We start from the raw sequence: 24,232 nt of genomic DNA, 5'->3' as shown, positions 1-24,232 counted from the left end.
ACCTGCTGCGGTGCGGGCGGTGCGGAGTCCGGTGCGACGGGCGGCGTGGCCGGTGCCGCGGCGGGCGGCGGCGCGGGGACCGGTGGCGTCGACGCTGGTCCGGCCGGTGGCGCGGCCTGTTGTGGTCCGGGCGGTGCGGAGACCGGCGCGGTAGGCGCCACGGCCTGCTGCGGCGCGGGGGCCGGCGGCGCGGAGACGAGGCGGCCGGCGGCGCGGAGACGGGCACCGACTCCCGCGGTGCCGACGGGGCGACCGGTGGCACCGGACCCTGGATGGCCGACGAATCCGGAACGGGCCGGGGCGGCGGGCCGACCGGCCCCCGACCCGGCCACGGAAAGGTCCGGCCTCGACCCGGCGACGGGGACGTCCGATCCCGGTCGGGCGACGGGGACGGCCGGCGCCGACGGAGCGGCGGCCGCGTCGGCCGGTGGCCCGGAGACGGGACGGGCCGTGCGGCCGGGCTCCGCCGGGGTGGCGGGAGCCGACGGTACGGAGGCGTGCGGGGTGGCGCGGCGGCCGGACGGGCTGTCGGGGACGCGGCACCGGCCGACCGGGGCCGTCCCCGTGGTCCCGCCCGGTGCGGTCGAACGGGCCGGCCCTCGATCGGGCCGACCACCGGTCGTACCTGGGCCCGGTCGGTCCCGGCCGGTGGAGTGGGCGGCGTGCGGAACTCCACGCGCAGCCCGGCGGCGGGCGGCGCGGAGACCGGCGGAGGTGTCCGCTCCTCCGGCGGCACCGGCCCGGTCGGGCGGTCCCGGGCTGGTCCGGCGACGGGTACGCGGCCCGCCCGAGGTCGGCGCGGCCGGGCGCTCGTCGGGTCGGGTCCGTGCGGCGGGCTCGACGGGCGGCCGTCGGTCGTCGTCGTGTCGCGGCGGGACCGGGGCGGCCGGCCGGTGCCGCTGGTCCTCGGGCCGGACCCAGCCGTCGGGTCCGGTACGGGGACGCCGGCCGTCGCCCGGGTGGTCCTGCCACTGGTCGGGCCGGGCCCGCCCGGTCGGCCGCTCCTCGGGCCGGTACCGCTCGTCGGCTCGGAACCCGGTCCGCTCGCCTTCCGGGCGCCGGCCGTCGGGGTGGCGGGCAGCGGCCGGGTCGGCCGGGTGGCCGGACCTGCCGTCGGGCCGTTGCTCGGCCGGCCGGCCCGCCACTCGTCCCGACCGGCGGTCGTGGGCTGCGTCGGACGGTCGGGTCGGGCCTCGGGACCGGGCCGGACGACCGGCCCGGTGGACGGCCGGTACCGCTCGTCGGGCCGGGGACGGTCGTCGGGGCGGTGCCACTGGTCGGGACGGGACCGCTCGTCGGGCCGGTGCCGCTCGTCGGGGTGGAAGCCCGGCTCGGTGCAGGCGCGCTGCTCCGCCGGCCGCGCGTCCGGCCCGAACCGGCGCGGGTCGTCGGGTCGACGGTCCTCCGGCCGGTGACCGGGTGGGACCTCACCGGGTCGGGGCTGGCTGCGGTAACCGGGCCCCCGGACCGGTTCCGGCTGGCGCGGGTCGGCCGGCCAGCGCAGGCCGCCGGGCTCGGGGCGGGGCCCGGTCCCTGGTAGGTGTCGGCGCGGGCCGCCGCGTCCCGACGCGGGTCCCGGTCGATCGTCCGGCGCGGTTCCGGGCCGGCCTCACGGCGAGGGTCGGCCTCACGGCGAGGGTCGGCGTCACGGCGAGGGTCGGTGGCGCGGCGCGGATCGGGAGTGCCGGGCCGGTGGGGCGGACCGTCGCGACGCGGGTCGGCTGCGGCCGGCCGTGCGGGCCGGCCGTCGACTCCGGGCTCCCGGCGGTCCGTCGGGCCGTCCGTCCGGCCGTCGCCCGGCGGCCGGCTCCACTGCCGTTCCGACCAGGCCGCCGGGTCCGGACCGGCGGCCGGGCAGGCGGCCGGGCGGTGCGGGAACTCGTCGGGCTCGGCGCAGCCAGCCGGGCTCAGCGGCGGGGGATACGGGTCGCTGCGGAACGGCGTCGGGCGTCCACCGGCCGGCGTCGGGGCGTACCGGGTGTGGCCGTTCGCGCTCGCCGTGCCAGCTCCCGCCGTTCCGCTCCACGGTCCACTCGGGTGCGCGGTGGTCGTACCGGCCGGGGTCGGGTTCCGCCGGGCCGCTGCGGGGCCGCCGGTCCCGATCGTCGGCGTAACCGCCGGTCGCCGGGCTGACCGGCCAGGTCCCGCGCGGGTCGCCGGTCGCCGGGCTGACCGGGTACGCCTCGTCCGGCGCGGGGCTGACCGGGCGTACCTCGGCGCGGCCCACCACGGCGGCCCGGCCACGCGGCGGGGGCGGGGTCAGGTACTCGATGCCGATGTCGCCCGGATAGCGCTGCCCCGGGAACTGTGGACGCCATTCGGTGGTCGGTTCGGCCGCCCAGGACGGTTCGGCCGGGTCGCGCCAGCGGTCGTAGCCGCCACTCATCTCCGGGACCCTGTCGCCGCTCGCGCGGTGCGGCCCCGGGCCGGCTCGCGTCGCTCGCTCACGGCGATGTCACCTCGTCGGAAAATTGTCGCGCTGGGCGCCCCGCGCGCCGGTAGAGTCGCCCGGTCCGGCACGTCAGGGCTGCGCAAGGAGGGTAGCGGCGTGGGCTCGGTCACCGCCACTGTGGCACCGACCACCGGCTCACACGTTACCTCATGGTTTCGGACATTTGGTGCTATAGCTGCATCGGGATTCCGGCGGCACGCCACCTACCGGCAGGCGGCCGTGGCCGGAGCGGTGACGAACTCGGTCTTCGGCTTCCTGCACTGCTACGTCTTCCTCGCGGTGGCCGGCGCGGCCGGCACCGCCGGCGGGTACGACCGCGCCCAGCTCGCCACCTTCGTCTGGGCCGGCCAGGGCCTGCTCGCGGTGATCCTGCTCTGGGGCTGGACCGAGCTGGCCGACCGGATCCGCACCGGTGAGATCGCCAGCGACCTGCTCCGGCCGGTGCACCCGGTGACCAGCTACCTCGCCGCCGACCTGGGTCGCGCCGGGTGGGCCTCGGTCGCCCGGCTGGTGCCGCCGCTGTTGGTCGGGCCGCTCTTCTTCGAGGTCCACCTGCCCCGGCGCTGGACCACCCTGCCGCTCTTCGTGCTCTCCGTGCTGACCGCGATCGTGGTCTGCTTCGCCTGCCGCTTCCTGGTCAACGCCACCGCGTACTGGCTCCAGGACGTGCGCGGTCCGATGATCCTCTGGACGCTCTGCTCCGGTGTGCTCGCCGGACTCTACTTCCCGTTGGGCTTCCTGCCCGACTGGCTGGAGCTGTCGCTGCGCTACGGCACCCCGTTCCCGAGCCTGTTCCAGACCCCGCTCGACGTGCTGGTGGAGCGGCAGGCCACCCCGGTCCAGGTCGGGCTGGTCGGCCTCCAGGTGGGCTGGGCGGTGCTGCTGCTGGCCGCCTGCCGGCTGGTGCAGCGCCGGGCGGAACGCCGGATGGTGGTGCAGGGTGGCTGACCGGGTGGCGGTCACGGAGCCCGGCACGGGGACCGGCCGACGGCCGGGGGCGTGGGGCGCGTACCGGGCGATGCTGGGGGCGCAGGCGCGGTCACAGGCCAGCTACCGGGTGTCCTTCGTGGTGGACCTGATCGGCAACGTCGGCGGCACCGTCTTCGACGTGGTGACCATCCTGGTGTTGTTCGGGGTCACCCGGGAACTCGGCGGCTTCACGCTCCGCGAGGCGCTGGTGATGGTGGGCCTCTCCGCCTTCGCGTTCGCCACCGCCGACCTGCTGGTCGGCAACATCGAGCGGCTGCCCCGGTACGTCCGTACCGGCCTCTTCGACGCCGTGCTGGTCCGCCCGCTGGCCGCGCTGCCCCAGCTGCTGCTGATGGACCTGCCGCTGCGCAAGGTGTCCCGGGCGGCCTTCGGCCTGGTCGTGCTGCTGGTGGCGGTCGGCTCGGCGGGCATCCACTGGACCCCGGGGCGGCTGGCGCTGCTGGTGGTCGCCCCGGCCGCCGGCGTGGTCTTCTTCGGCTCGGTCTTCGTGGCCACCGCCACCGTGTCGTTCTACTGGGTCGACTCCGGCGAGCTGGCCAACGCGGTCACCTACGGCGGGCGCGACTTCACCTCGTACCCGATCACCGTCTACGGCGGCTGGTTCCGGGCGCTCTTCGCGTACGGGCTGGGGTTCGCCTTCGTCAGCTACCACCCGGCGCTGGCGCTGCTCGGCCGGGCCGACCCGCTCGGCCTGCCGGCCTGGGTGGGTTGGGCCGCGCCGGGCGTCGCGCTGGTCGCCGCCGCCCTCGCCGCCGCGGCCTGGCGCGTCGGCATCCGCCACTACCGGAGTACGGGGTCATGAGCGTCATCGAGATGAGCGGGCTGCGCAAGGAGTTCACCGTCCGGGTGAAGGCCGGCCCGCTGCGCCGGGAGAAGCGGACGGTCACCGCGGTCGACGGCATCGACCTGCGGGTGGAGCGCGGCGAGATGCTGGGCTACATCGGCCCGAACGGCGCCGGCAAGTCGACCACGCTGAAGATGCTGACCGGAGTGCTGATGCCCTCGGCGGGACAGGCCCGGGTCTGCGGGCTGCGGCCGGTGGCCGAGCGCACCCGGCTGGCGCTGCGCATCGGGGTGGTCTTCGGCCAACGCTCGCAGCTGTGGTGGGACCTGCCGCTGCGGGACTCGTTCGACCTGCTCCGGCACGTCTACCGGGTGCCGGCCGGCGAGCACGCGGCCCGGCTGCGCCGCTGCCGGGGCCTGCTCGACCTGGACGAGTTCCTGGACACCCCGGTCCGGCAGCTCTCGCTCGGCCAGCGGATGCGCGGCGAGTTGACCGCCGCCCTGCTGCACGGCCCGGAGGTGCTCTTCCTGGACGAGCCGACCATCGGGCTGGACGTGGTGAGCAAGCAGGCGGTCCGGGGCTTCCTGGCCGAGCTGGGCCGGGCCGGCGACACCACGCTCGTGCTCACCACCCACGACCTGGCCGACATCCAGCGGCTGTGCCACCGCCTCGTGGTGATGGACCACGGCCGGGTGGTGCACGACGGCTCGATCGCCGCCCTGCACAGCCGGTACGGCTCCCGCCGGCTGGTCGTCGCCGAACTGGACACCGTGCTGGCCGCGCCGCCGGTGCTGCCGGGCGCCCCGCTGGAGCGGGTGGAGGCCGACGGACACCGGCTGGTCTTCGCGCTGGAGTCGGCGGGTGTCGCCGAGGTGGTCGGTGCCCTGGCCGGGCTGGCCACCCTGCGCGACATCTCGATCGTCGAACCCGACATCGAGGACGTCGTCGCCCGCCTCTACCGCACCCCGGTGGAGGCGGCGGGCGCCTCCTGACGCCGGCCGGAGCCTCTTGAGTTTTGTGACACTCAAAGGCAACATGGCGTGCATGGCTGTAACAGGTGAAGCTGCGGTGGGGCTCTCGGGCAGGACCGCGGAGGTGCTGCGCGAGCTCGCTCTCGACGAGGATCTCAAGCGGCGCGTCGCCGACGATCCCGCCCTGCGGGCGGTGGCCCGTCGGGTCGCCCGGCGGTACGTCGCCGGTGACCGCGTCGGCGACGCCCTGCTCATCGTGGCGCAGGTCAACCGGCGTGGCGACGCCGCGACGGTGGACTACATGGGGGAGAGCTGCCGCAGTGCCGACGAGGCCGTCCGGGAGGCGGACGTCTTCCTCGATCTCGCCACCCGGCTCGCCGCGGCGGGCGCCCGCAGTTCGATCTCCCTCGACCTCTCGCACATCGGCCTGGTCGTCGACGAGGAACTCGGTTACGCGCAGGCGGTCCGGATCGCCGAGGCGACCGCCGAGCACGGCCAGGAGATGATCATCTCGATGGAGGGCACCGATCGCACGGACGCGATCCTGCGCCTGCACCGTCGCCTCTGCCGGCGCTTCACCCATGTCGGCGTCACCGTCCAGGCCCGGTTGCACCGCACCCGCGCCGACCTGCCGCGACTGCTCGACCTGCCGGGGCGCATCCGGCTGGTGAAGGGGGCGTACCCCGCTGCCGAGGAGATCGCCCACCCGCGGGACAGCGACGGCCTGCGCGAGGCGTACCTCACGTACGCGCGGGCGCTGCTCGCCTCCGGCCACCCGGCTTCCATCGCGACCCACGACCGGGCCCTGCTCGACGAGATCGAACGGTTCGCCGCCGCGAGCGGGTCGGACGGCTACGAGTTCGAGACCCTGTACGGCATCGGCGGGGAGCATCTCGAGCGGCTCCGCGCCGCCCGTCGTCCGACCCGGGAGTACGTCGTCTTCGGTGACCAGTGGTGGCTCTACACCTGCAACCGCATCGCCGAGGACCCGTCGCGACTCCTGCAGGCCCTCGTCGACGCCGCCGCACGCTGACGGCAGCCGCACCTTCCCGCGCGGCCCCGTCGACCCGGGGCGGTCAGATCTTGTCGCCGATCTCCACCTGGGGGGCCGGGGCGCGCATCCGGCGGAAGGTGATCGACCGCATGATCGCGTACAGGTAGAGCGAGCCCAGCTTCTGGTCGCTCTTCGGGAAGCGTTCCCGCACCAGCTTCTTGATCTTGCGGGAGATCAGCACCGAGTCGATCACCACGCCGAGCGCCAGCGCGCCCCACAGCAGGTTGGAGACCAGCCGGACGATCGGCGGCATGGCCTGGTTCGAGCCGACCAGCACGATCAGCGCCCCACCGAAGAACCAGGTGCCCACCGTACGCCGGGAGTCGACCACGTTGCGGGCCAGCAGCCGCTCCGGGCCGCGGTCCCGCGGGCCGCCCTCGCGACGGAACTCCGCCGCCGCCTCGGCGCGGGCGATCCGGCGCTGCTCCCGCGCCTCCTCCTTGGTCAGCGGCGCGGACGGCGTGCCCGGACGCCGACCGGCGGTGGGCCGCTTCGGCGTGACCCGGCCCAACTCCTTCTTGCTCGGGGTGTAGCCCCGGGGGCGGGCGGCGGCGGACCCCTCGTCGGTCGTCACCGTGGTGACGGACTCCTCGACGAGGTCGGCGGGCTTACGACGAAACAGCGACGGCACGCGTGAAGGGTAGCCAAACAGCCGGGCCCGGTGCACATCGCGGTGCACCGGGCCCGGCTGCGGGTCGTGTGACGTTACGGACGCTCGGTGTGCGCGCCCAGGTCGGCGAGCTTCGCCTCGAAGTCCTCGTAGCCCCGGTTGATCAGGTCGACGCCGTACACCCGGGAGGTGCCCTCGGCGGCGAGCGCCGCGATCAGGTGGCTGAACCCGGCCCGCAGGTCCGGGATGACCAGGTCGGCCGCGTGCAGCTTGCTCGGCCCGGCGATCACCGCCGAGTGCTTGAAGTTGCGCCGGCCGAAGCGGCACGGGGTGCCGCCGAGGCAGTCCCGGTAGACCTGGATGTTGGCGCCCATGCTGTTCAGCGCCTCGGTGTAGCCGAGCCGCTGCTCGTAGACCGTCTCGTGGACGATCGACAGGCCCCGGGCCTGGGTCAGCGCCACCACCAGGGGCTGCTGCCAGTCGGTCATGAAGCCGGGGTGCACGTCGGTCTCCAGCGCCACGGCGTTCAGCTCGCCGCCCGGGTGCCAGAACCGGATGCCGCCCTCCTGGCCCGGGTCGCCGAGCTTCGGCGGGCGGGCGTCGGTGACCTCGTACTCGCCGCCGACGGAACGGAAGATGTTCAGGAAGGTCATCATGTCGGCCTGCTGCGCGCCGAGCACCTCGACGTGGCCCCGGGTGGCCAGCGCCGCCGCCGCCCAGCTGGCCGCCTCGATCCGGTCCGGGATCGGCCGGTGCGAATAGCCGTGCAGCTTCTTCACACCCTGGATCTCGATCACCCGGTCGGTGTGCACCTTGATGATCGCGCCCATCTTCTGCAGGATGCAGATCAGGTCGATGATCTCCGGCTCCACAGCGGCGTTGCGCAGCTCGGTGACGCCCTCGGCCATCACCGCGGTGAGCAGCACCTGCTCGGTGGCGCCCACGCTCGGGTACGGCAGGGCGAACTTGGTGCCGTGCAGCCCGTTCGGCGCCGACAGGTGCAGCCCCTCCGGGGTCTTCTCCACGGTCGCGCCGAACTCGCGCAGCGCCTGGAGGTGGAAGTCGATCGGGCGCGGCCCGATGTGGCACCCGCCCAGGTCCGGGATGAAGGCGTGCCCGAGCCGGTGCAGCAGCGGGCCGCAGAACAGGATCGGGATGCGGCTGGAACCGGCGTGCACGTTGATCTGGTCGGTGCTGGCGCTCTCGACGTTGGTGGGGTCGAAGACCAGCTCACCGTCCTCGCCGCCGTCGGTCACCTTGACCCCGTGCAGGCCGAGGAGGCCCCGGACCACCTCGACGTCGCGGATCTTCGGCACGTCGAACAGCCGGCTGGGGGAGTCGCCCAACAGGGTGGCGACCATCGCCTTGGACACGAGGTTCTTCGCGCCGCGGACGCGGATCCGCCCTTCGAGCGGAGTGCCTCCGTGTACGACCAGGACGTCGTCGGTCAACGCAACCTCCAGCGCGTTGGTACTGCCGTGTAGATGAGTGGGGCGCACGATCTTCATCGCTACCCGGAACGCGGCCTGTCGAAAACGGCTCGCGTGTTGTCGTTCGCCCCGGCAGCATAGCCCTCCGTGACGAAAATGGAATCGGTCACATCGCCAGCGACGGCACGAACCGGGGTGTCCGGTACGTTTCCGTGCCAGCGACGTGACCGACGGTGATCACGCGCCCGGCAGGGCGAGCATCTGGTCCAGGGCCACCCGGGCGTGGTGCGCGGTCTGCGGGTCCACCGTGATCTGGTTGACCACCCGCCCGGCGACCAGCTCCTCCAGCGCCCAGACCAGGTGCGGCAGGTCGATCCGGTTCATCGTCGAGCAATAGCAGACGGCCTTGTCGAGGAACATGATCTGCTTGTCCGGGTGGGCGAGCGCCAGCCGGCGGACGAGGTTGAGCTCGGTGCCGACCGCCCAGGCCGAACCGGCCGGGGCCGCCTCGATGGTCCTGATGATGTATTCGGTGGAGCCCACCTGGTCGGCGGCGGTGACCACCTCGTGCCGGCACTCCGGGTGGACCAGCACGTTGACCCCCGGCACCCGCTCCCGCACGTCGTTGACGCTGTCCAGGGTGAAGCGGCCGTGCACCGAGCAGTGCCCGCGCCAGAGGATCATCTTCGCGTCGCGCAGCTGCTCCGGGGTGAGCCCGCCGTTCGGCTTGTGCGGGTCCCAGAGCACGCAGTCGTCGAGCGAGAAGCCCATCTCCAGCACCGCCGTGTTGCGGCCCAGGTGCTGGTCGGGCAGGAAGAACACCTTCGACCCCTGCTCGAACGCCCAGTCCAGCGCGCGCTCGGCGTTCGACGAGGTGCAGACCACGCCGCCGTTGCGGCCGACGAAACCCTTGATGTCCGCCGAGGAGTTCATGTACGTCACCGGGACGGTGTCGGCCGCGATGCCCAGCTCGGTGAGCACGTCCCAGGCGGTCTCGACCTGCGACAGCACCGCCATGTCGGCCATCGAGCAGCCGGCGGCCAGGTCGGGCAGGATCACCCGCTGCGCGTCCGAGGTGAGGATGTCGGCGCTCTCGGCCATGAAGTGCACACCGCAGAAGACGATGTACTCCGCGTCGGGGCGGGCCGCCGCCTCGCGGGCCAGCTTGAACGAGTCGCCGGTCACGTCGGCGAACTGGATCACCTCGTCGCGCTGGTAGTGGTGTCCCAGCACGAACACCTTCTCCCCGAGCGCGGCCTTGGCCGCCGCCGCGCGGGCCACCAGGTCGGGGTCGCTCGGCGCGGGGAGGTCACCCGGACACTCCACGCCACGCTCGGTGGCGGGGTCGCTGCCGCGGCCGAGGAGCAGCAGCGCAGTGGCGGTGTTGGCGGGCTCAGCCCAGGTCGAAGTCACGCCTCCCATGGTCCCACAGCGTGGCGGGCGCGCACCGTCCGCCGGTGTGGCCTGCCACACTGCTCGGCATGCGCGTGCTGCTCTGCCCCGACAAGTTCGCCGGCACGCTGCCGGCCCAGGAGGTGGCCGCCGCGGTCGCCGAGGGCTGGCGGAGCGTCGCCGCCGGTGACGAACTGCTGATCCGGCCCCTCGCCGACGGTGGACCGGGCTTCGTCGCTGTGCTCGCCGAGGCGCTCGGCGGACGGCGGCTGCCGGTGCCGACCCTGGACCCGCTCGGCCGGCCCGCCGCCGGTGAGATCCTGGTCACCGACGACGGCACCGCCTACCTGGAGAGCGCCCAGGCGTGCGGCCTGCACCTGCTCACCGCCGCCGAGCGCGACCCGAAGGCCACCACCTCGTACGGGCTGGGGCTGCTGGTGGCCGCCGCCGTGGAGGCCGGGGCGCGGCGGGTGGTGGTCGGGCTGGGCGGCTCCGCCACCAACGACGGGGCGCCGGCATGCTGACCGCGCTCGGCGTCACGCCGCTGGACGAGGCCGGCCGGGCCCTGCCGTACGGGGGAGCGGCGCTGGCCGCCACCGCGACGCTGGACGGCGTGCCCCGGCTGCGCGGCGCGGACCTGGTCGCCGCCACCGACGTGGACAACCCGCTGCTCGGCCTGCACGGCGCCAGCAGCGTCTACGGCCTGCAGAAGGGCGCGGACCGCGCCGACGTGCTGCTGCTGGACGCCGCGCTGGAACGCTGGGCGGCGGTGCTGGAGAAGGACCTGCCCGGCTGCCCGCCCGGCCTCGGCGCGCTGCCCGGCGGCGGGGCGGCCGGTGGGCTGGGGCGGCGATCCTGGCGCTGGGCGGGCGCTGCGAGTCCGGCATCGGCCTGGTCACCGGGCCATCGGGCTGGACGTCGCGCTGGACCGCGCCGACCTGGTGATCACCGGGGAGGGCTCCTTCGACCACCAGTCGCTGCGCGGCAAGGTGGTGGCCGGGGTGGCCGGGGCCGCCCGGGACCGGGGGTGCCCTGCGTGGTGCTGGCGGGACGGGTGAGCACCGGCCGGCGGAGGCCGCCGCCGCCGGCGTGACCGAGGCGTGCAGCCTGGTGGAGCACTTCGGCGGCGAGGAGCGCGGCGGGATCGAGGCGGCGATGGGCCGGCCCGCCGAGGGGCTGCGGGCGCTCGGTGCCCGGCTGGCCCGGCAGTGGAGCCGCTGAGCGGGCCCGGCCTGCGGCGCGGCTCACCGGGCGCGGACCACGCCACCGGAGGTGACCCCGGCCGGGGCGGCGTACGATCGGAACCGGACCACACCGGGAATCACTGGGCGACGAGCGACGTTGGCCAGTGCGTCCGGACCCATACCGCGCAGGGAGATTTCCACGTGACCACGCCAGCGCAGACCGAGTCGACCGAGGCCAAGGCCCCTACTTCCGTCGTCCTCACCGACGTCGCGGCGCAGAAGGTCAAGGCCCTGATCGAGCAGGAGGGCCGCGACGACCTGCGGCTCCGGGTCGCGGTGCAGCCGGGCGGCTGCTCCGGCCTGCGGTACCAGCTCTTCTTCGACGAGCGGTCGCTCGACGGTGACGTCGTGACCGACTTCGGCGGTGTCGAGGTCGTCGTCGACCGGATGAGCGCCCCCTACCTGGCCGGCGCGACGATCGACTTCGCCGACCGGATCGACGCCCAGGGCTTCACCATCGACAACCCGAACGCCGGCAACTCCTGCGCCTGCGGCGACTCGTTCAGCTGAGTCGACCGCTCGCCCGGCCGACGTCGGAAAGCTGATCGGAAAGGCGGAACCACCCTTCCCGGGTGGTTCCGCCTTTTTGTCGGGTGGGGGTTTCCCTAGAGTGACGCCCGGATGTGCACCGGTCGACCGACCGACGGCCGCGCGGTGTCCCGGACCGGTAGGCTGACCCGCGCCGTGCTCCCGACCACGAGGGTTGACATGAAGATCGCCGTGACCGGCTCGATCGCGACCGACCACCTGATGAGCTTCCCCGGTCGCTTCGCCGACCAGCTCATCGCCGACCAGCTGGACAAGGTCTCGCTCTCCTTCCTCGTCGACGAGCTGGTGCTCCGGCGCGGCGGCACGGCCGCCAACATCGCCTTCGGCATGGCCCAGCTGGGGCTGCGCCCGGTGCTGCTCGGCGCGGTCGGCGCGGACTTCGCCGACTACCGGTCCTGGCTGGAGCGGCACGGCGTCGACTGCGACTCGGTGCACGTCAGCGAGGTCGCGCACACCGCCCGGTTCGTCTGCACCACCGACACCGACATGTGCCAGATCGCCTCCTTCTACGCGGGGGCGATGAGCGAGGCGCGCAACATCGAGCTGGCCCCCGTCGCCCAGCGGCTCGGCGGCCTGGACCTGGTCCTGGTCAGCGCCAACGACCCGGCCGCGATGATCCGGCACTCCGCGGAGTGCCGCGACCGCGGCTTCGCCTTCGTGGCCGACCCGTCCCAGCAGCTCGCCCGGATGGACGGCACGGACGTGATCGGTCTGATCGACGGCGCCGACTACCTGATGACCAACGAGTACGAGAAGTCGCTGCTGCAGAGCAAGGCCGGCCTCACCGACGAGCAGCTGCTGGACCGGGTCAAGGTCCGGGTCACCACGCTGGGCAAGCAGGGTGTGGAGATCGCCGGGCGGGGCTTCGCCACCATCCGGGTGCCGATCGCGCGGGAGATCCAGGCCACCGACCCGACCGGTGTCGGCGACGGCTTCCGGGCCGGCTTCTTCGCCGCCCTCAACTGGGGCGTCGACCTGGAGCGGGCCGCCCAGGTCGGCTGCCTGCTCGCCACCCTGGTGCTGGAGAACTTCGGCGGCCAGGAGTACGAGGTCCGCCGCGACCTGTTCGTCAAGCGCCTCGCCGAGTCGTACGGCGACGTGGCCGCCGACGAGGTCCGGCCGCACCTGCTGCCCTGACCGCCGCGCCGGGCCCGGGACCACCCCGGGCCCGGTTCACCGCACCCGGCGGACGTCATAGGCCGGCACGTCGGGTGCGGCGGCGAGGAACTCCTGGCCGCGCAGCCGGCACCAGGCGGGGATGTCCACCGCCGCCGCCGGGTCGTCGGCGAGCACCCGGACCACCGCGCCGACCGGGAGCTCCGGCAGCCGGCGAGCGAGATTGATCACGGGCAGCGGGCAGCGTTGACCCCGGCAGTCCAGCACCTCGTCGGGCTCGCTCACGGCTCCACCTTCGTTCGCGACTGCGGGGCTCGCAGAGGCGGCTCACTCCTCGCGCTCACGGCTCCACCTTCGTTCGCGACTGCGGGGCTCGCAGAGGCGGCTCACTCCTCGCGCTCACAGGCCCAACACCCCGGCCTCCGCCCGCAGCCCGGCGACGATCCCCGGCAGTTCGGCGAGGAAACGCTCGACGTCCGCCGCGGTGGTCTCCCGGTGCAGCGACACCCGTACGTTGCCGTGCGACAGCACCCCCATCGCCGCCAGCACGTGTGACGGCTGCAGCGTCGACGAGGTGCAGGAGGAGCCGGAGGAGACGGCGAAACCGCGCCGGTCCAGCGCGTGCAGCAGCGCCTCGCCGTCCACGTAGAGGCAGGAGAAGGTGACCAGGTGGGGGAGCCGGTCGACCGGGTCGCCGACCACCTCCACGTCCGGCACCTCGGCCGCCACCCGGGCCCGGATCCGGTCCACCAGCGGCGCCAACCGGGCCGCCTCGGCCGCCGCGTCGGCCGCCGCCGCGCGCAGGCTCGCCGCCGCCGCCACGACCGCCGGCAGGTTCACCACCCCCGGGGTACGCCCCGACTCCCGTTCGTCGGCCGGATAGGGCGACTCCCAGCGGGTGCCCTTGCGCACCACCAGCAGCCCGACACCGGGCGGCCCGCCCCACTTGTGCGCGCTGGCGGTCAGCACCGACCAGCCGGCCGGCACCGGTACCCGGCCGACCAGCTGCGCCGCGTCCACGTGCAGCGGTACGCCCGCGTCGACGCAGTCCGCCGCCGCGGCGGGCACCGGCTGGACGGTCCCCACCTCGTGACTGGCCCCGATCAGCGTGGCGAGGGCCACCCCGGGTGCCGACACCGCCGCCGACCAGGCGTCCAGGTCGAGTCGACCGGACCGGTCCACCGGCACCGACACCGCCGTACCGCCGCCGGCCACGTGCCGCTCGGCGGCGTGCAGCACGGCGGAGTGCTCGATCGCGGAGTGCACGAGGGTCGTACCTGCCCGCCGCCGGCCGGTCAGGCCACCGAGCACGGCGGCGTGCGCCGCGGTCGTACCGCTGGGCGTGAAGGAGACCTCGTCGGCGCGGACGCCGAGGGTCTGCGCGGTGGCCTCGCGGGCGGCGTCGAGCAGCTGGCGGGCCCGGCGGGCCTGGCCGTAGAGCTTGCCGGGGTCGGCCCAGCCGTCCTCCAGGGCGGCCAGCAGGGCCTGCCGGGCGACCGGATGCAGCGGCGCGGCGGTGGCCGCGTCGAGGTAGACCGGGGGCGCGCTCATGGGGTCAGACGGTATCGCGTCGGTATGCCCGAGATCCCCCCGATGGAGGCGGAGAGTGACCCCACCACGGTCCGGCCGCTCATGGTCGAGTAATCTGCGACCGTCGGTGACGCCTTTGCCGTCGGTGTTCATGGAAACAACCACCGCGGCGCGCTAGGGAGGCAGGACCAGGTGGTCGCAAGGAGTTCGGAGGTACGGCCGTCGGCCGTACGGCACAGCGCTTCCCCAGGAGCCGGTGGGCGCCGGCGGCGTGGTGCTGGTCGGCTCGCCGGGCTCGGTCTCGGCGGAGCGGCGCTGCTGGTTCTGCTCACCGGCTGCGATGTCGGCAAGACGTTCGGCGGCTTCGGTTGGCCGCAGGGGGGCATCACCCCCGAGTCGCACCGGATGTACGACCTGTGGATCGCCTCCTGCATCGCGGCGCTCGCGGTCGGCGTGTTCGTCTGGGGCCTGATCTTCTGGTGCGTGGTCCGCTACCGGAAGCGCGGCAACGAGCTGCCGGTGCAGACCCGCTACAACATGCCGATGGAGTTCCTCTACACCATCGCGCCGATCCTGATCGTCTCCGTGCTCTTCTACTACACGGCGATCGTGCAGACCGGCGTGGACAAGACGACGAAGAACCCCGACATCACCGTCGAGGTCGTCGCCTTCAAGTGGAACTGGCAGTTCAACTACCGCGACGGCCAGGGACGCGACGCCAACACCGTCGCCTCCACGCTGGGCACCAGCGAGGTCATCCCGGTGCTCGTGCTGCCGACCGGCAAGTCGATCCGGTTCGAGGAGCAGAGCCGCGACGTCATCCACTCCTTCTGGGTGCCGGAGCTGCTGTTCAAGCGGGACGTCATGCCGGGCAACGTCCGCAACGTCTTCGAGGTCTCCAGCCTCGACCAGGAGGGCGCGTACGTCGGCCGCTGCGCCGAGCTCTGCGGCAGCTACCACGCCTTCATGAACTTCGAGCTGCGCGTCGTCTCCCCGGAGAAGTACGAGCAGTTCCTCGCGGCGAAGAAGGCCGGCAAGTCGACGCAGGAAGCGCTCACCGCGATCGGCGAGAACCCGTACGCCGAGACCACCCAGCCGTTCAACACGCGCCGCAACACGGCCAACTTCAACCCGGACAGCGCCACCGCCGGCGCGGGAAGCTGAGGGGACGGGCATGAAGACCGAGTGGCGAATCTTCCTGATCATCGCGACCTTCCTGCTGGGCGCGACGATCCTCTACGGCACCTGGACCGCGGGTGAGTCCGGCCGGGTCGAGTGGGTCGGCACGGTGGCCCTGCTGCTGTCGTTCCTGCTCTGCTCGATGTGCGGCGGCTTCTTCTGGTTCGTGTCCCGCCGGATCGACCTCCGCCCGGAGGACCGGGCGGACGGTGAGATCGCCGACGGCGCCGGCGAGATCGGCTTCTTCAGCCCGGGCAGCTACTGGCCGTTCGGCCTGGCGCTCTCCGCCGCGCTCGCCGGCCTCGGCCTGGTGTACTGGCAGTTCTGGCTGCTGGGCCTCGGCCTGGTCGCGGTCATCTTCGCCGCCTGCGGCCTGCTCTTCGAGTACTACAGCGGCACCCGGCGCACCGCCGAGCACTGAGCCCCACCTGACGGAGGCCCGCATCCCTGGGGGAGGCGGGCCTTCGTCGTGCGGTGGATCAGACTGCGCGGTGGTGGCCGGTGGCGCGCGGGCGCTGCCTCAGGCGGCGCGGCGGTGGGTCGACGGCCGGCTGCGGCGGGCCAGGCGCGGGGCGCGGAAGGCGAAGGTGGCGATCAGCACCGCCGCGCCGCACCCGGTGCAGACCAGCTCGGGGCAGTCGACGCCGTGGTCGTCGACGCAGGGCGGAACCTCGAACAGCTGAACGCCCTCGCAGGTGTCGCAGTAGAGCTCGCGGTCCGACACGGGCGTCTCCTCTCGCTCCGGTGCCCGCCGACGGGCAGGGCCGCCATCGGCGGAAAACGGAAATTACTCCCGTGTAGTTTGGCACGCCGGTCCGACACTCCCGGACCGCCCCCACCACGGTCACCGCCTTGCTACCAGCCACCCCCGACAATCACGCCCGGCCCCACCACCGTCGCCCCTGACCAGCCGGTCGATCATGAAGTTGTGGCCCCTCACCTATTTCGCGAAGTACGCGTTCCGGGCACCACCAGTCCATGATCGGCGCGCGAGGCGGGGGCGAGGCGGGCGAGGGGGGCGAGGGGGTGGGGGTCAGAGGGAGGTGGCGACCTGGAGCCAGCGGTCGAGGGTGCGGGCGGCGGCTCCGGAGTCGATGGACTCGGCGGCCCGGGTCATCCCGGCCCGCAGCGCCTCGGGCAGGTCGCCGTCGAGGGGGCCCTGGGTGGCCAGCGCGGCGGCGGCGTTGATCAGCACGGCGTCCCGGACCGGACCGGGCTCACCGGCCAGCAGCCGGCGGGCCACCCCGGCGTTGTACGCCGCGTCCCCGCCCCGCAGGTCGGCCAGGGTGGCCCGGGGTACCCCGAGGTCGGCCGCGTCCAGCAGGGCCTCTCTCACGGTGCCCTGCTGCGCCACCCAGACCCGGGTCGGTGCCGCCGTGGTGAACTCGTCGAGCCCGTCCTCGCCGCGCAGCACGATCACCGAGTCGCCGCGGGCGGCGAAGACGGCGGCCATCACCGGGGCCATCCGCAGGTCGAAGCAGCCGACCGCGCCGGCCCGGGGGCGGGCGGGATTGGTGAGCGGACCGAGGAAGTTGAACGCGGTGGGCACCCCGATCTCCCGGCGGACCGGGCCGGCGTGCCGCATTCCCGGGTGGAACCGGGCGGCGAAGCAGAAACCGATGCCGGCCTCCGCGACGCAGCGGGCCACCTGCTCGGGGCCCAGGTCCAGCGGGATGCCGAAGTGTTCGAGCAGGTCGGCGGTGCCGCAGAGGGAGGAGGCGGCCCGGTTGCCGTGCTTCACGACGCGGACCCCGGCACCGGCCACCACGAGGGCGGTCATGGTGGAGATGTTCACCGTGTGGGCGAGGTCACCGCCGGTGCCGACCACGTCCAGCGCGGTGCGGCGCAGCTCCTCGGGCAGCTGCACCTCGACCGACCGGCCGAGCATCGCCTCGACCAGGCCGGCCAGTTCGGCCGGCGTCTCGCCCTTGGCGCGCAGCGCCACCGCGAAGGCGGCCACCTGCGCCGGGCTGGCCGCGCCGGTCATGATCTCGTCCATCGCCCACGCCGTGTCGGCGGTGGAGAGTTCGTCGCCACGCAGCAGCGCGTTGAGCAGCAGCGGCCAGGTCCGTTCGCCCATGGTGGGCCTCCCGAGCGTGCGGATGGGGATGTGGAACGGCGGCGGCGCCACGGCGGCGATGCCGTGGCGCCGGGGGAGACGGGTCAGGCGGCGGCGGGCGTACGCCGGAGCACCTCGGCGACGGTGGTGCCGGTCGTCACCGGGTCGAGCGGGTGCATCAGGGTGGCGTCGACTTGGGCGTACGCGGCCAGCCAGCGGTCCGCCGCCCGGGCGATCACCAGGCAGGTGGGTGGGGCGTCGGCGCGGTCGTCCTTGATCTGCCGGGCGATGCCGAGGCCGCCGCCCGGGGAGGCCTCACCGTCGAGCAGGAGCAGGTCGATCTCGTAGTCGTCGACCAGGCGGACGCACTCGGCGTAGTCGGCGGCCTCGACGAACTCGATCTCCAGGCCGGGCGCCGGTCGGGTGCCGACGGCCAGCCGCATCCGGTCCCGGACCTGCGGGTCGTCGCTGTAGAGCAGGACGGTGCACAGACGATCGCTCACTGGCTTGACTCCCACCTTCGTAGCTGCCCGCTGATCGTAGCGGGCATCACATTCCGCGGGATGAGCCGCCCCGCGTACCCCGGCGGTGGGCTCAGGCGGGTGATTCCGCGGCGCGCTGGCGGGCCTCCTGGCGGTCCAGCTCGCGGTCCGTCCGGCGGGCCTCGCGCTCCGACTGCTTGATCCACTGCAGCACCAGCACGGCCAGCATGGTGACGCTGACGAACTCGCCGCCGGCCCACAGGACGCCGCCGGCGACCTTCTGGTCGTTCCACGGGTCGGACCAGGTCAGGTTCAGTGCCGGGTACCAGTCGCCGCCGAAGAGCGTGGTGCTCTGCATGATGGTGAGACCGAGCACGGTGTGGAACGGCACGGAGAGCACCATCAGCAGGGCCCGGGCCGGGTACGGCCAGCGGCCGGGCAGCGGGTCCAGGCCGACCAGCGGCCAGAAGAACACGCAGCCGGTCATGATGAAGTGCGCGTGCACCAGTTCGTGCGCCCACTCGTGCTGCAGCGTGAAGTGGTAGAGGTCGGTGAAGTAGAGCGCGAACGGGTTCACCACGAAGATGGCGAACGCCACCAGCGGGAAGCTGTAGATCCGCGCGATCCGGCTGTGCACGACCGCCAGCAGCCGCCGCCGCCCCCGGGCCGGCAGGGTACGCAGGGCGAGGGTCACCGGGGCACCCAGCGCCAGGAAGATCGGCGCGATCATCGACAGCACCATGTGCTGGACCATGTGCACCGACAGCAGCACGGTGTCGTACGCGCCCAGCCCGCTGACCGTGACCGCCGCGACACCGCCCAGACCGGGGCCGAGGAAGCTGACCGTGCGCAGCACCGGCCAGTGGTCCCCGCGCAGGCGCAGCCGGTGCACGCCGTACAGGTAGAGGCCGGCGGCCACGACGAGCCCGAGGGCGAGCCAGCTGTCCAGCCGGGTCTCGGTGAACACCCGGGCCAGGGTGAAGGGGGGCGGGAGCGCCTCGCCTGCCGCCGCCAGACTCGGCGGCGCGGCCGAGGTCGCGGCGAAGATCGGATCGACGTGCAGCACGCTTTTCAGCGTATGCCAGGCGAACCGGACCACCCCGATCGGGCCACGAAGGGCGCTGGTTTGCCACCCCGCTGATCGCCGGCCCCGGTCAAGGGCAATAATGACCGCGTGACTGCGGCCCCAGCCATTGACAAGAGCCGGATCCACTCCCTGACGCGTCCCAACATGGTCAGCGTCGGGACGATCGTGTGGCTCTCCAGCGAACTCATGTTCTTCGCGGCGCTGTTCGCGATGTACTTCTCGATCCGCGCGGCGGCGCCGGAGCAGTGGGAGAAGCACACCGAGGTTCTCAACATCCCCTACGCGACCACCTTCACGGTGATCCTGGTGTTGTCCTCGGTGACCTGCCAGCTCGGTGTCTTCGCGGCCGAGAAGGGCGACGTCCACGCCCTGCGGCGTTGGTTCACGATCACCTTCGTGATGGGTCTGATCTTCGTGCTCGGTCAGGCGAACGAGTACCGCAACCTGGTGCACGAGGGCGTCAAGATCAACGAAGACGGGTACGGGTCGATGTTCTACCTGACCACCGGCTTCCACGGTCTGCACGTGACCGGCGGTCTCATCGCGTTCATCATCTTCATGATCCGCACAACCATGGGCCGGTTCACCCCGGCGCAGGCCACGTCGGCCATCGTCGTGTCCTACTACTGGCACTTCGTCGACGTCGTGTGGATCGGGCTCTACGCCATGATCTACTGGCTTCAGTGATCTTGGCGCGTCACGAACAGCGCCGCTGCTCCGTCCCCTGAGACAAGGTCCAACCCGGTTAAGGACACAGGTCATGACTTCTGACAACGACCGCCGACGCGGTCTGCTCGCGCTGTTGCGCGGGCGGCCCGTGGCGCGCAGCAGGGGCCGCCGCCGGCTGGGCGCCGCGGTCCGGCTGTTCGCCGCGCTGATGCTGGCCGGTGGCGCCTACACCGTCTTCGCCCCCGGCGCGCAGGCGCAGGACAACCCGCCGCTGAGCGCCGCCGCCGGTGAGGGCAAGGCGCTGTTCGACGTGAGCTGTGTGACCTGTCACGGTCGCAACGCCCAGGGCATCGAGGGGCGCGGCCCGAGCCTGATCGGCGTCGGCTCCGCCTCGGTCGAGTTCCAGGTGGGCAGCGGCCGGATGCCGATGGCCCGGCAGGAAGCCCAGGCCATGCGGAAGCCGCCGCAGTTCACCGACGAGCAGGTGCGTCAGCTCGGTCAGTACATCCAGGAGCTCGGCGGCGGCCCGCAGGTCCCCGCGGGCAACGACCTGCACCAGGGCGCGAACGTCTCCGCCGGTGGTGAGCTGTTCCGGATCAACTGCTCGCAGTGCCACGCCTTCGGCGGTGGCGGCGGCGCCCTCTCCTCCGGCAAGTACGCCCCGAGCCTGCGCCCGGCGAGCGACCGGCAGATCTACGCCGCCATGCTGAGCGGCCCGCAGAACATGCCGGTCTTCGGCGACAACCAGCTGCGGCCGGAGCAGAAGGCGGAGATCATCGCCTACATCCAGGAGAACCTGAAGAACACCCAGGACCAGGGTGGTTTCAACCTGGGCCGGTACGGCCCGTCGACCGAGGGTCTGGCGATCTTCCTGGTCGGCATCGTGGCGCTGGTCTTCGCGAGCCTGTGGATTGCGGGCAAGTCGTGACCGGACGGATCATTGGTTTCAGTGCTGTGGTGCCGGCCGCCGGCACCGCCCGTAGCGAGGTGACGGCATGAGCACGCACACCGAGCACCAGGCCCAGCAGGGCCGGGAGCCGCTCGACGTGAACGACCCCCGGCTCTCCCGGTTCGAGATCATGCAGGAGGGCGCGCGGCGGGACGACATCGAGATCGTCCACTACGAGCCGCAGGTCGTCCCGGGCACCAAGGCGGAGCGCCGGATCACCCGGCTGGTCGCCGCGATGTTCCTGCTGACCGGCCTGGCCGCGACCGCGTTCCTGGTGGTCTACATCTGGTGGCCGTGGAAGTGGGAGGCCGGCCGGGGTGGCGACAAGTACTACACCCCGCTGCTCGGCCTGACCCTCGGCCTGGCGCTGCTGGGCATCGGCTTCGGCATCCTCACCTGGGGCAAGAAGCTGCTGCCCAAGGAGGTCTCGATCCAGGACCGGCACGACCAGCCCGGTTCGCCCGAGGACCGCAAGATCACCGGCGAGACGATGCTCTTCCTCGCCGACGAGATGGGCGTCCGGCGCCGGCCGCTGCTCGGCATCTCGCTGCTGGCCGGTCTCGCGCCGGTCGGCGCGGTGGCCGCGGCCCCGCTGGTCGGTGGCCTGATCTCCGACCCGCACAAGAACAACCAGATGTTCACCACCGGCTTCGCGCCCGCCGAGGGCGGCGAGCGGATCCGGCTGGTCCGCGAGGACGGCCGACCGATCCGTCCGGCGGACGTCAGCGCGGGCGGCCAGCTCACCGTCTTCCCCGGGATCGAGGAGGGCGTGAGCAACAAGCACGCCGACTCCCCGACGCTCCTGATCCACCTGCGCGAGGACGACGCGCAGGCGTCCCGGGAGGCCAACTCCCGGGTCGGCCACGGTGACTACATGTGGGGCAACTACGCGGCGTTCTCCAAGATCTGCACCCACGCGGGCTGCCCGGCTAGTCTTTACGAGCAGCAGACCAACCGGCTGCTCTGCCCGTGTCACCAGTCGCAGTTCCTCATCACCGACAACGCGCGCCCGGTCTTCGGACCGGCGAGCCGGCGGCTCCCGCAGCTGCCGATCGAGGTGGACGAAGAGGGCTTCTTCGTCGCGAAGTCCGACTACACCGAAACCATCGGTCCCGACTTCTGGGAGCGGCCATGAAGCGCCGAAAGTTCGACGTAGCAGCGGTGCCGGCCAAGACCGCCGGAGCGGTGGACGACCGCTTCCAGGTGGCCACCCCGCTGCGCAAGCTGCTCAACAAGGTCTTCCCTGACCACTGGTCCTTCCTGCTCGGCGAGATCGCGCTCTTCTCGTTCGTCGTGCTGCTGCTGACCGGTGTCTTCCTGACCTTCTTCTACGAGCCGGCGATGACCGAGGTCGTCTACAACGGCAGCTATGCCCCGCTGCGGGGCACGCCGATGTCGGCCGCGTACGCCTCCAGCCTGGACCTGTCGTTCGACGTCCGGGGTGGTCTGATCATGCGGCAGATGCACCACTGGGCGGCGCTGCTGTTCATGGCCGCGATCGTGGTGCACATGCTCCGGGTCTTCTTCACCGGCGCGTTCCGCAAGCCGCGGGAGACGAACTGGATCATCGGCTCGCTGCTGTTCTGGGTCGGCTTCCTCGCCGGCTTCACCGGCTACTCGCTCCCGGACGACGGCCTCTCCGGCACCGGCCTGCGGATCGCCTCCGGCATCATGCTCTCCATCCCGGTGATCGGCTCCTGGGTCACCTCGTCGATCTTCGGCGGGGAGTTCCCCGGCGAGATCATCATCAGCCGCTTCTTCATCGCCCACGTGCTGCTCATCCCGGGCCTGCTCGTGGCGCTGATCAGCGCCCACCTGGGCCTGGTCTTCAAGCAGAAGCACACCCAGTGGCCCGGCCCCGGCCGGACCAACGAGAACGTGGTCGGCGAGCGGATGTTCCCGCGCTACGCGCTCAAGCAGGGCGGCTTCTTCATGGTCGTCTTCGGCGTGATCGCGCTGATGGGTGGCCTCTTCCAGATCAACCCGATCTGGTACTTCGGCCCGTACGAGGCGTGGGTGGTCTCGGCCGCCAGCCAGCCCGACTGGTACGTCATGTTCCTCGACGGCTCGACCCGACTCATGCCGGCGTGGCAGATCGACATCCCGATCGGCGACGGGTACGTCATCCCGCCGCTGTTCTGGCCGACGGTCGTGCTGCCGGGCATCCTGGTCGGGCTCTCCCTGTTCTACCCGTTCCTGGAGGCCCGTCGCCTCAAGGACTACCGGCACCACAACCTGCTCCAGCGGCCCCGGGACGTACCGGCCCGGACCGCGGTCGGTGCCATGGCGGTGGCCTTCTACATCGTGCTGACCCTCTCCGGCGGCAACGACGTGATCGCCGACAAGTTCCACATCAGCCTCAACGCGATGACCTGGGCGGGTCGGGTCGGCCTGCTGGTCGTCCCGCCGCTGGCCTACTACGTGGCCTACCGCCTCTGCCTCGGTCTGCAGCAGCACGACCGTGAGGTGCTGGCCCACGGCGTGGAGACCGGCATCATCAAGCGGCTGCCGGACGGCCGGTTCGTCGAGGTCCACCAGCCGCTCAGCGCGGCCGACGGGCACGACGGGCACGCCCCGGCGCTGGACTACGTCGGCTGGGTCGTACCGAAGAAGATGAACCGGCTCGGTGCCCTCGGGCCCGCCATCCGGGGCTTCTTCTACCCGATCGAACGGCCGGCCGAGGCGCCGGTCTCGCCGGGGCACCCGCCGGTCGAGCCCCGCCCGGAGCGGGAGGAGATCGTCAGCGGCGAGAGCCGCCGCTGACCGACCCGGAACACCTGACCGTGGCGCCCGTCGGATCTCCGGCGGGCGCCACGGCCTTTTCCGTACGCCGGTGCTGTCGGCGGACGACCCGCGCGCCCGGTACGAGACGGGACGCGGCACCCGGCGGACGGGTGCGCCGTCCCGGTCGACCTGCCGGTCCGTCCCCCCGGACGGGTGGAATCGCAGGAATAACCCCGGTCAGCCGGGTATCCGTGCGGTCCAACGTCTCAAGGGGGGGAAAGCATGTTGGGAATCAAACGCCTGGGTCTGCTGGCGGCGCTCGTGCTCGTCGGGCTGGCGCCGGCTGCGGCCGCGCAGGCGGCGGCCCAGCCGTCGACGCAGGACACCCAGTACCTGCAGGCGGTGCACCAGGTGAACCTGGCGGAGATCGTCAGCGGCAACCTGGCCCAGCAGAAGGGCCAGAACCAGCAGGTCAAGGAGCTGGGTAAGCAGTTCGTGACCGACCACACCCAGCTGGACCAGTCGGTGCAGAGCACCGCTCAGCAGCTGAACGTGCAGCTGCCGAAGCAGCCAACCGCCGACCAGCAGAAGGTGATCGACAAGCTGAACAAGCTCAGCGGCGCCGAGTTCGACAAGGCGTGGGTGACCGCCGAGTTGGCCGGTCACGTGCAGGCCATCCAGGCCACCCAGACCGAGATCTCGCAGGGTTCCGAGCAGTCGGTGATCCAGCTGGCGCAGGACGCCCTGCCGGTGCTCCAGGCGCACTACGACGCGCTGGTGGCCCTCGCCCAGACCCTGGGCGTCCCGGTCCCGCAGACCAGCGCCAGCGGTACGCCCGCCCCGGGCGGCAGCACGACGCCGGCCCCGGGTGGCACCGAGTCCCCGGCTCCGGGCGGCACCGAGTCGCCGGCCCCGGGCACCACGGAGACGCCGGCCCCGAGCCAGAGCTGACGTCGGCACA

23 protein-coding genes and 1 pseudogene are annotated in these 24,232 nt (G+C 72.8%); 14 read left to right on the top strand and 10 right to left on the bottom strand.

Features of this window, described 5'->3' with window-relative positions; genetic code table 11:
• Nucleotides 1-1,645: 1,645 nt before the first annotated feature.
• Nucleotides 1,646-2,386: a hypothetical protein gene (locus MRQ36_RS04605; protein ID WP_242793063.1), complete on the bottom strand. Its 741-nt coding sequence runs from the start codon at nucleotides 2,384-2,386 to the stop codon at nucleotides 1,646-1,648.
• Between the two features lie 162 nt (nucleotides 2,387-2,548).
• On the opposite strand from MRQ36_RS04605, the gene MRQ36_RS04600 reads away from it, so the two are divergent.
• From MRQ36_RS04600 to MRQ36_RS04585, 4 genes are all read left to right on the top strand, one after another.
• Complete coding sequence (locus tag MRQ36_RS04600; protein WP_242793061.1) at nucleotides 2,549-3,400, top strand: ABC-2 family transporter protein; 852 nt, start codon at nucleotides 2,549-2,551, stop codon at nucleotides 3,398-3,400.
• 70 nt (nucleotides 3,401-3,470) lie between these two features.
• Nucleotides 3,471-4,244, top strand: coding sequence for an ABC transporter permease (locus MRQ36_RS04595; RefSeq protein WP_242800831.1), 774 nt, complete (start codon nucleotides 3,471-3,473; stop codon nucleotides 4,242-4,244).
• A complete protein-coding gene (locus MRQ36_RS04590) occupies nucleotides 4,241-5,218 on the top strand; it encodes an ATP-binding cassette domain-containing protein (protein ID WP_242793058.1) in 978 nt (325 codons plus the stop codon). Before MRQ36_RS04595 ends, MRQ36_RS04590 begins: the two co-directional genes overlap by 4 nt.
• A 103-nt stretch (nucleotides 5,219-5,321) precedes the next feature.
• A complete protein-coding gene (locus MRQ36_RS04585; protein WP_242793056.1) occupies nucleotides 5,322-6,230 on the top strand; it encodes a proline dehydrogenase family protein in 909 nt (302 codons plus the stop codon).
• A gap of 43 nt (nucleotides 6,231-6,273) precedes the next feature.
• On the opposite strand, the gene MRQ36_RS04580 is transcribed toward MRQ36_RS04585, so the two are convergent.
• The 3 genes from MRQ36_RS04580 to nadA form a co-directional block, all read right to left on the bottom strand.
• A complete protein-coding gene (locus MRQ36_RS04580; protein ID WP_242793054.1) occupies nucleotides 6,274-6,882 on the bottom strand; it encodes a DUF3043 domain-containing protein in 609 nt (202 codons plus the stop codon).
• Between the two features lie 74 nt (nucleotides 6,883-6,956).
• A complete protein-coding gene (gene murA, locus MRQ36_RS04575) occupies nucleotides 6,957-8,312 on the bottom strand; it encodes a UDP-N-acetylglucosamine 1-carboxyvinyltransferase (protein ID WP_308194776.1) in 1,356 nt (451 codons plus the stop codon).
• A 216-nt stretch (nucleotides 8,313-8,528) separates the two neighbouring features.
• The gene (nadA, locus tag MRQ36_RS04570; RefSeq protein WP_242793050.1) at nucleotides 8,529-9,704 is read right to left on the bottom strand and encodes a quinolinate synthase NadA; all 1,176 of its coding nucleotides are present in this window, start codon (nucleotides 9,702-9,704) and stop codon (nucleotides 8,529-8,531) included.
• A gap of 68 nt (nucleotides 9,705-9,772) precedes the next feature.
• Between nadA and MRQ36_RS04565 the strand changes: the two are divergent.
• The 3 genes and pseudogenes from MRQ36_RS04565 to MRQ36_RS04555 all read left to right on the top strand — a co-directional run bounded on the left by MRQ36_RS04565 (nucleotide 9,773) and on the right by MRQ36_RS04555 (nucleotide 12,613).
• Nucleotides 9,773-10,904 (top strand): annotated as a pseudogene (locus MRQ36_RS04565) (glycerate kinase).
• A gap of 164 nt (nucleotides 10,905-11,068) precedes the next feature.
• Nucleotides 11,069-11,437 carry an iron-sulfur cluster insertion protein ErpA gene (gene erpA / locus MRQ36_RS04560; RefSeq protein ID WP_242793048.1) on the top strand — a complete coding sequence of 123 codons (369 nt, stop codon included), beginning with the start codon at nucleotides 11,069-11,071 and terminating at the stop codon, nucleotides 11,435-11,437.
• 198 nt (nucleotides 11,438-11,635) lie between these two features.
• A complete protein-coding gene (locus MRQ36_RS04555; RefSeq protein WP_242793046.1) occupies nucleotides 11,636-12,613 on the top strand; it encodes a carbohydrate kinase family protein in 978 nt (325 codons plus the stop codon).
• 36 nt (nucleotides 12,614-12,649) lie between these two features.
• Here the strand turns inward: MRQ36_RS04555 and MRQ36_RS04550 are convergent, their stop codons facing one another.
• Both MRQ36_RS04550 and MRQ36_RS04545 read right to left on the bottom strand, forming a co-directional pair.
• Nucleotides 12,650-12,877, bottom strand: coding sequence for a sulfurtransferase TusA family protein (locus MRQ36_RS04550; protein WP_242793044.1), 228 nt, complete (start codon nucleotides 12,875-12,877; stop codon nucleotides 12,650-12,652).
• 114 nt (nucleotides 12,878-12,991) lie between these two features.
• Nucleotides 12,992-14,143, bottom strand: a complete 1,152-nt coding sequence (locus MRQ36_RS04545) for a cysteine desulfurase family protein (protein WP_242793042.1) — start codon at nucleotides 14,141-14,143, stop codon at nucleotides 12,992-12,994.
• A gap of 171 nt (nucleotides 14,144-14,314) precedes the next feature.
• Here MRQ36_RS04545 and coxB point away from each other — a divergent pair, with 171 nt between their 5' ends.
• Nucleotides 14,315-15,286, top strand: a complete 972-nt coding sequence (gene coxB, locus MRQ36_RS04540; protein ID WP_242793040.1) for a cytochrome c oxidase subunit II — start codon at nucleotides 14,315-14,317, stop codon at nucleotides 15,284-15,286.
• 10 nt (nucleotides 15,287-15,296) lie between these two features.
• On the top strand, nucleotides 15,297-15,722 hold the full coding sequence (locus MRQ36_RS04535) for a cytochrome c oxidase subunit 4 (RefSeq protein ID WP_242793038.1): 426 nt from the start codon (nucleotides 15,297-15,299) through the stop codon (nucleotides 15,720-15,722).
• Nucleotides 15,723-15,821: 99 nt separating this feature from the next.
• Here MRQ36_RS04535 and MRQ36_RS04530 read toward each other — a convergent pair whose 3' ends face one another.
• From MRQ36_RS04530 to MRQ36_RS04515, 4 genes are all read right to left on the bottom strand, one after another.
• Nucleotides 15,822-16,025, bottom strand: a complete 204-nt coding sequence (locus tag MRQ36_RS04530; RefSeq protein ID WP_242793036.1) for a hypothetical protein — start codon at nucleotides 16,023-16,025, stop codon at nucleotides 15,822-15,824.
• A 309-nt stretch (nucleotides 16,026-16,334) separates the two neighbouring features.
• Nucleotides 16,335-17,381 (bottom strand): anthranilate phosphoribosyltransferase, encoded by a 1,047-nt coding sequence (gene trpD / locus MRQ36_RS04525; protein ID WP_242793034.1) that lies wholly within the window; start codon nucleotides 17,379-17,381, stop codon nucleotides 16,335-16,337.
• An 83-nt stretch (nucleotides 17,382-17,464) separates the two neighbouring features.
• On the bottom strand, nucleotides 17,465-17,863 hold the full coding sequence (locus MRQ36_RS04520; protein WP_242793032.1) for a hypothetical protein: 399 nt from the start codon (nucleotides 17,861-17,863) through the stop codon (nucleotides 17,465-17,467).
• Between the two features lie 91 nt (nucleotides 17,864-17,954).
• Nucleotides 17,955-18,908, bottom strand: coding sequence for a cytochrome c oxidase assembly protein (locus MRQ36_RS04515; RefSeq protein ID WP_374249903.1), 954 nt, complete (start codon nucleotides 18,906-18,908; stop codon nucleotides 17,955-17,957).
• A gap of 108 nt (nucleotides 18,909-19,016) precedes the next feature.
• On the opposite strand from MRQ36_RS04515, the gene MRQ36_RS04510 reads away from it, so the two are divergent.
• The 5 genes from MRQ36_RS04510 to MRQ36_RS04490 all read left to right on the top strand — a co-directional run bounded on the left by MRQ36_RS04510 (nucleotide 19,017) and on the right by MRQ36_RS04490 (nucleotide 24,222).
• Nucleotides 19,017-19,616 (top strand): heme-copper oxidase subunit III, encoded by a 600-nt coding sequence (locus MRQ36_RS04510; protein WP_242793031.1) that lies wholly within the window; start codon nucleotides 19,017-19,019, stop codon nucleotides 19,614-19,616.
• A 73-nt stretch (nucleotides 19,617-19,689) separates the two neighbouring features.
• Entirely contained in the window at nucleotides 19,690-20,526 is an 837-nt protein-coding gene (locus MRQ36_RS04505) for a cytochrome c (RefSeq protein ID WP_242793030.1), read from the top strand.
• A 67-nt stretch (nucleotides 20,527-20,593) separates the two neighbouring features.
• Nucleotides 20,594-21,682 (top strand): ubiquinol-cytochrome c reductase iron-sulfur subunit, encoded by a 1,089-nt coding sequence (locus MRQ36_RS04500; protein ID WP_242793029.1) that lies wholly within the window; start codon nucleotides 20,594-20,596, stop codon nucleotides 21,680-21,682.
• The gene (locus tag MRQ36_RS04495; protein ID WP_242793028.1) at nucleotides 21,679-23,310 is read left to right on the top strand and encodes a cytochrome b N-terminal domain-containing protein; all 1,632 of its coding nucleotides are present in this window, start codon (nucleotides 21,679-21,681) and stop codon (nucleotides 23,308-23,310) included. The genes MRQ36_RS04500 and MRQ36_RS04495 overlap by 4 nt, the downstream gene beginning before the upstream one ends.
• 243 nt (nucleotides 23,311-23,553) lie before the next feature.
• Nucleotides 23,554-24,222, top strand: a complete 669-nt coding sequence (locus MRQ36_RS04490; protein ID WP_242793027.1) for a DUF4142 domain-containing protein — start codon at nucleotides 23,554-23,556, stop codon at nucleotides 24,220-24,222.
• Nucleotides 24,223-24,232: the final 10 nt, after the last annotated feature.

The organism is Micromonospora sp. R77 (assembly GCF_022747945.1).
Lineage (GTDB): Bacteria > Actinomycetota > Actinomycetes > Mycobacteriales > Micromonosporaceae > Micromonospora.
This window is presented reverse-complemented; position numbering and strand designations above follow the sequence as displayed.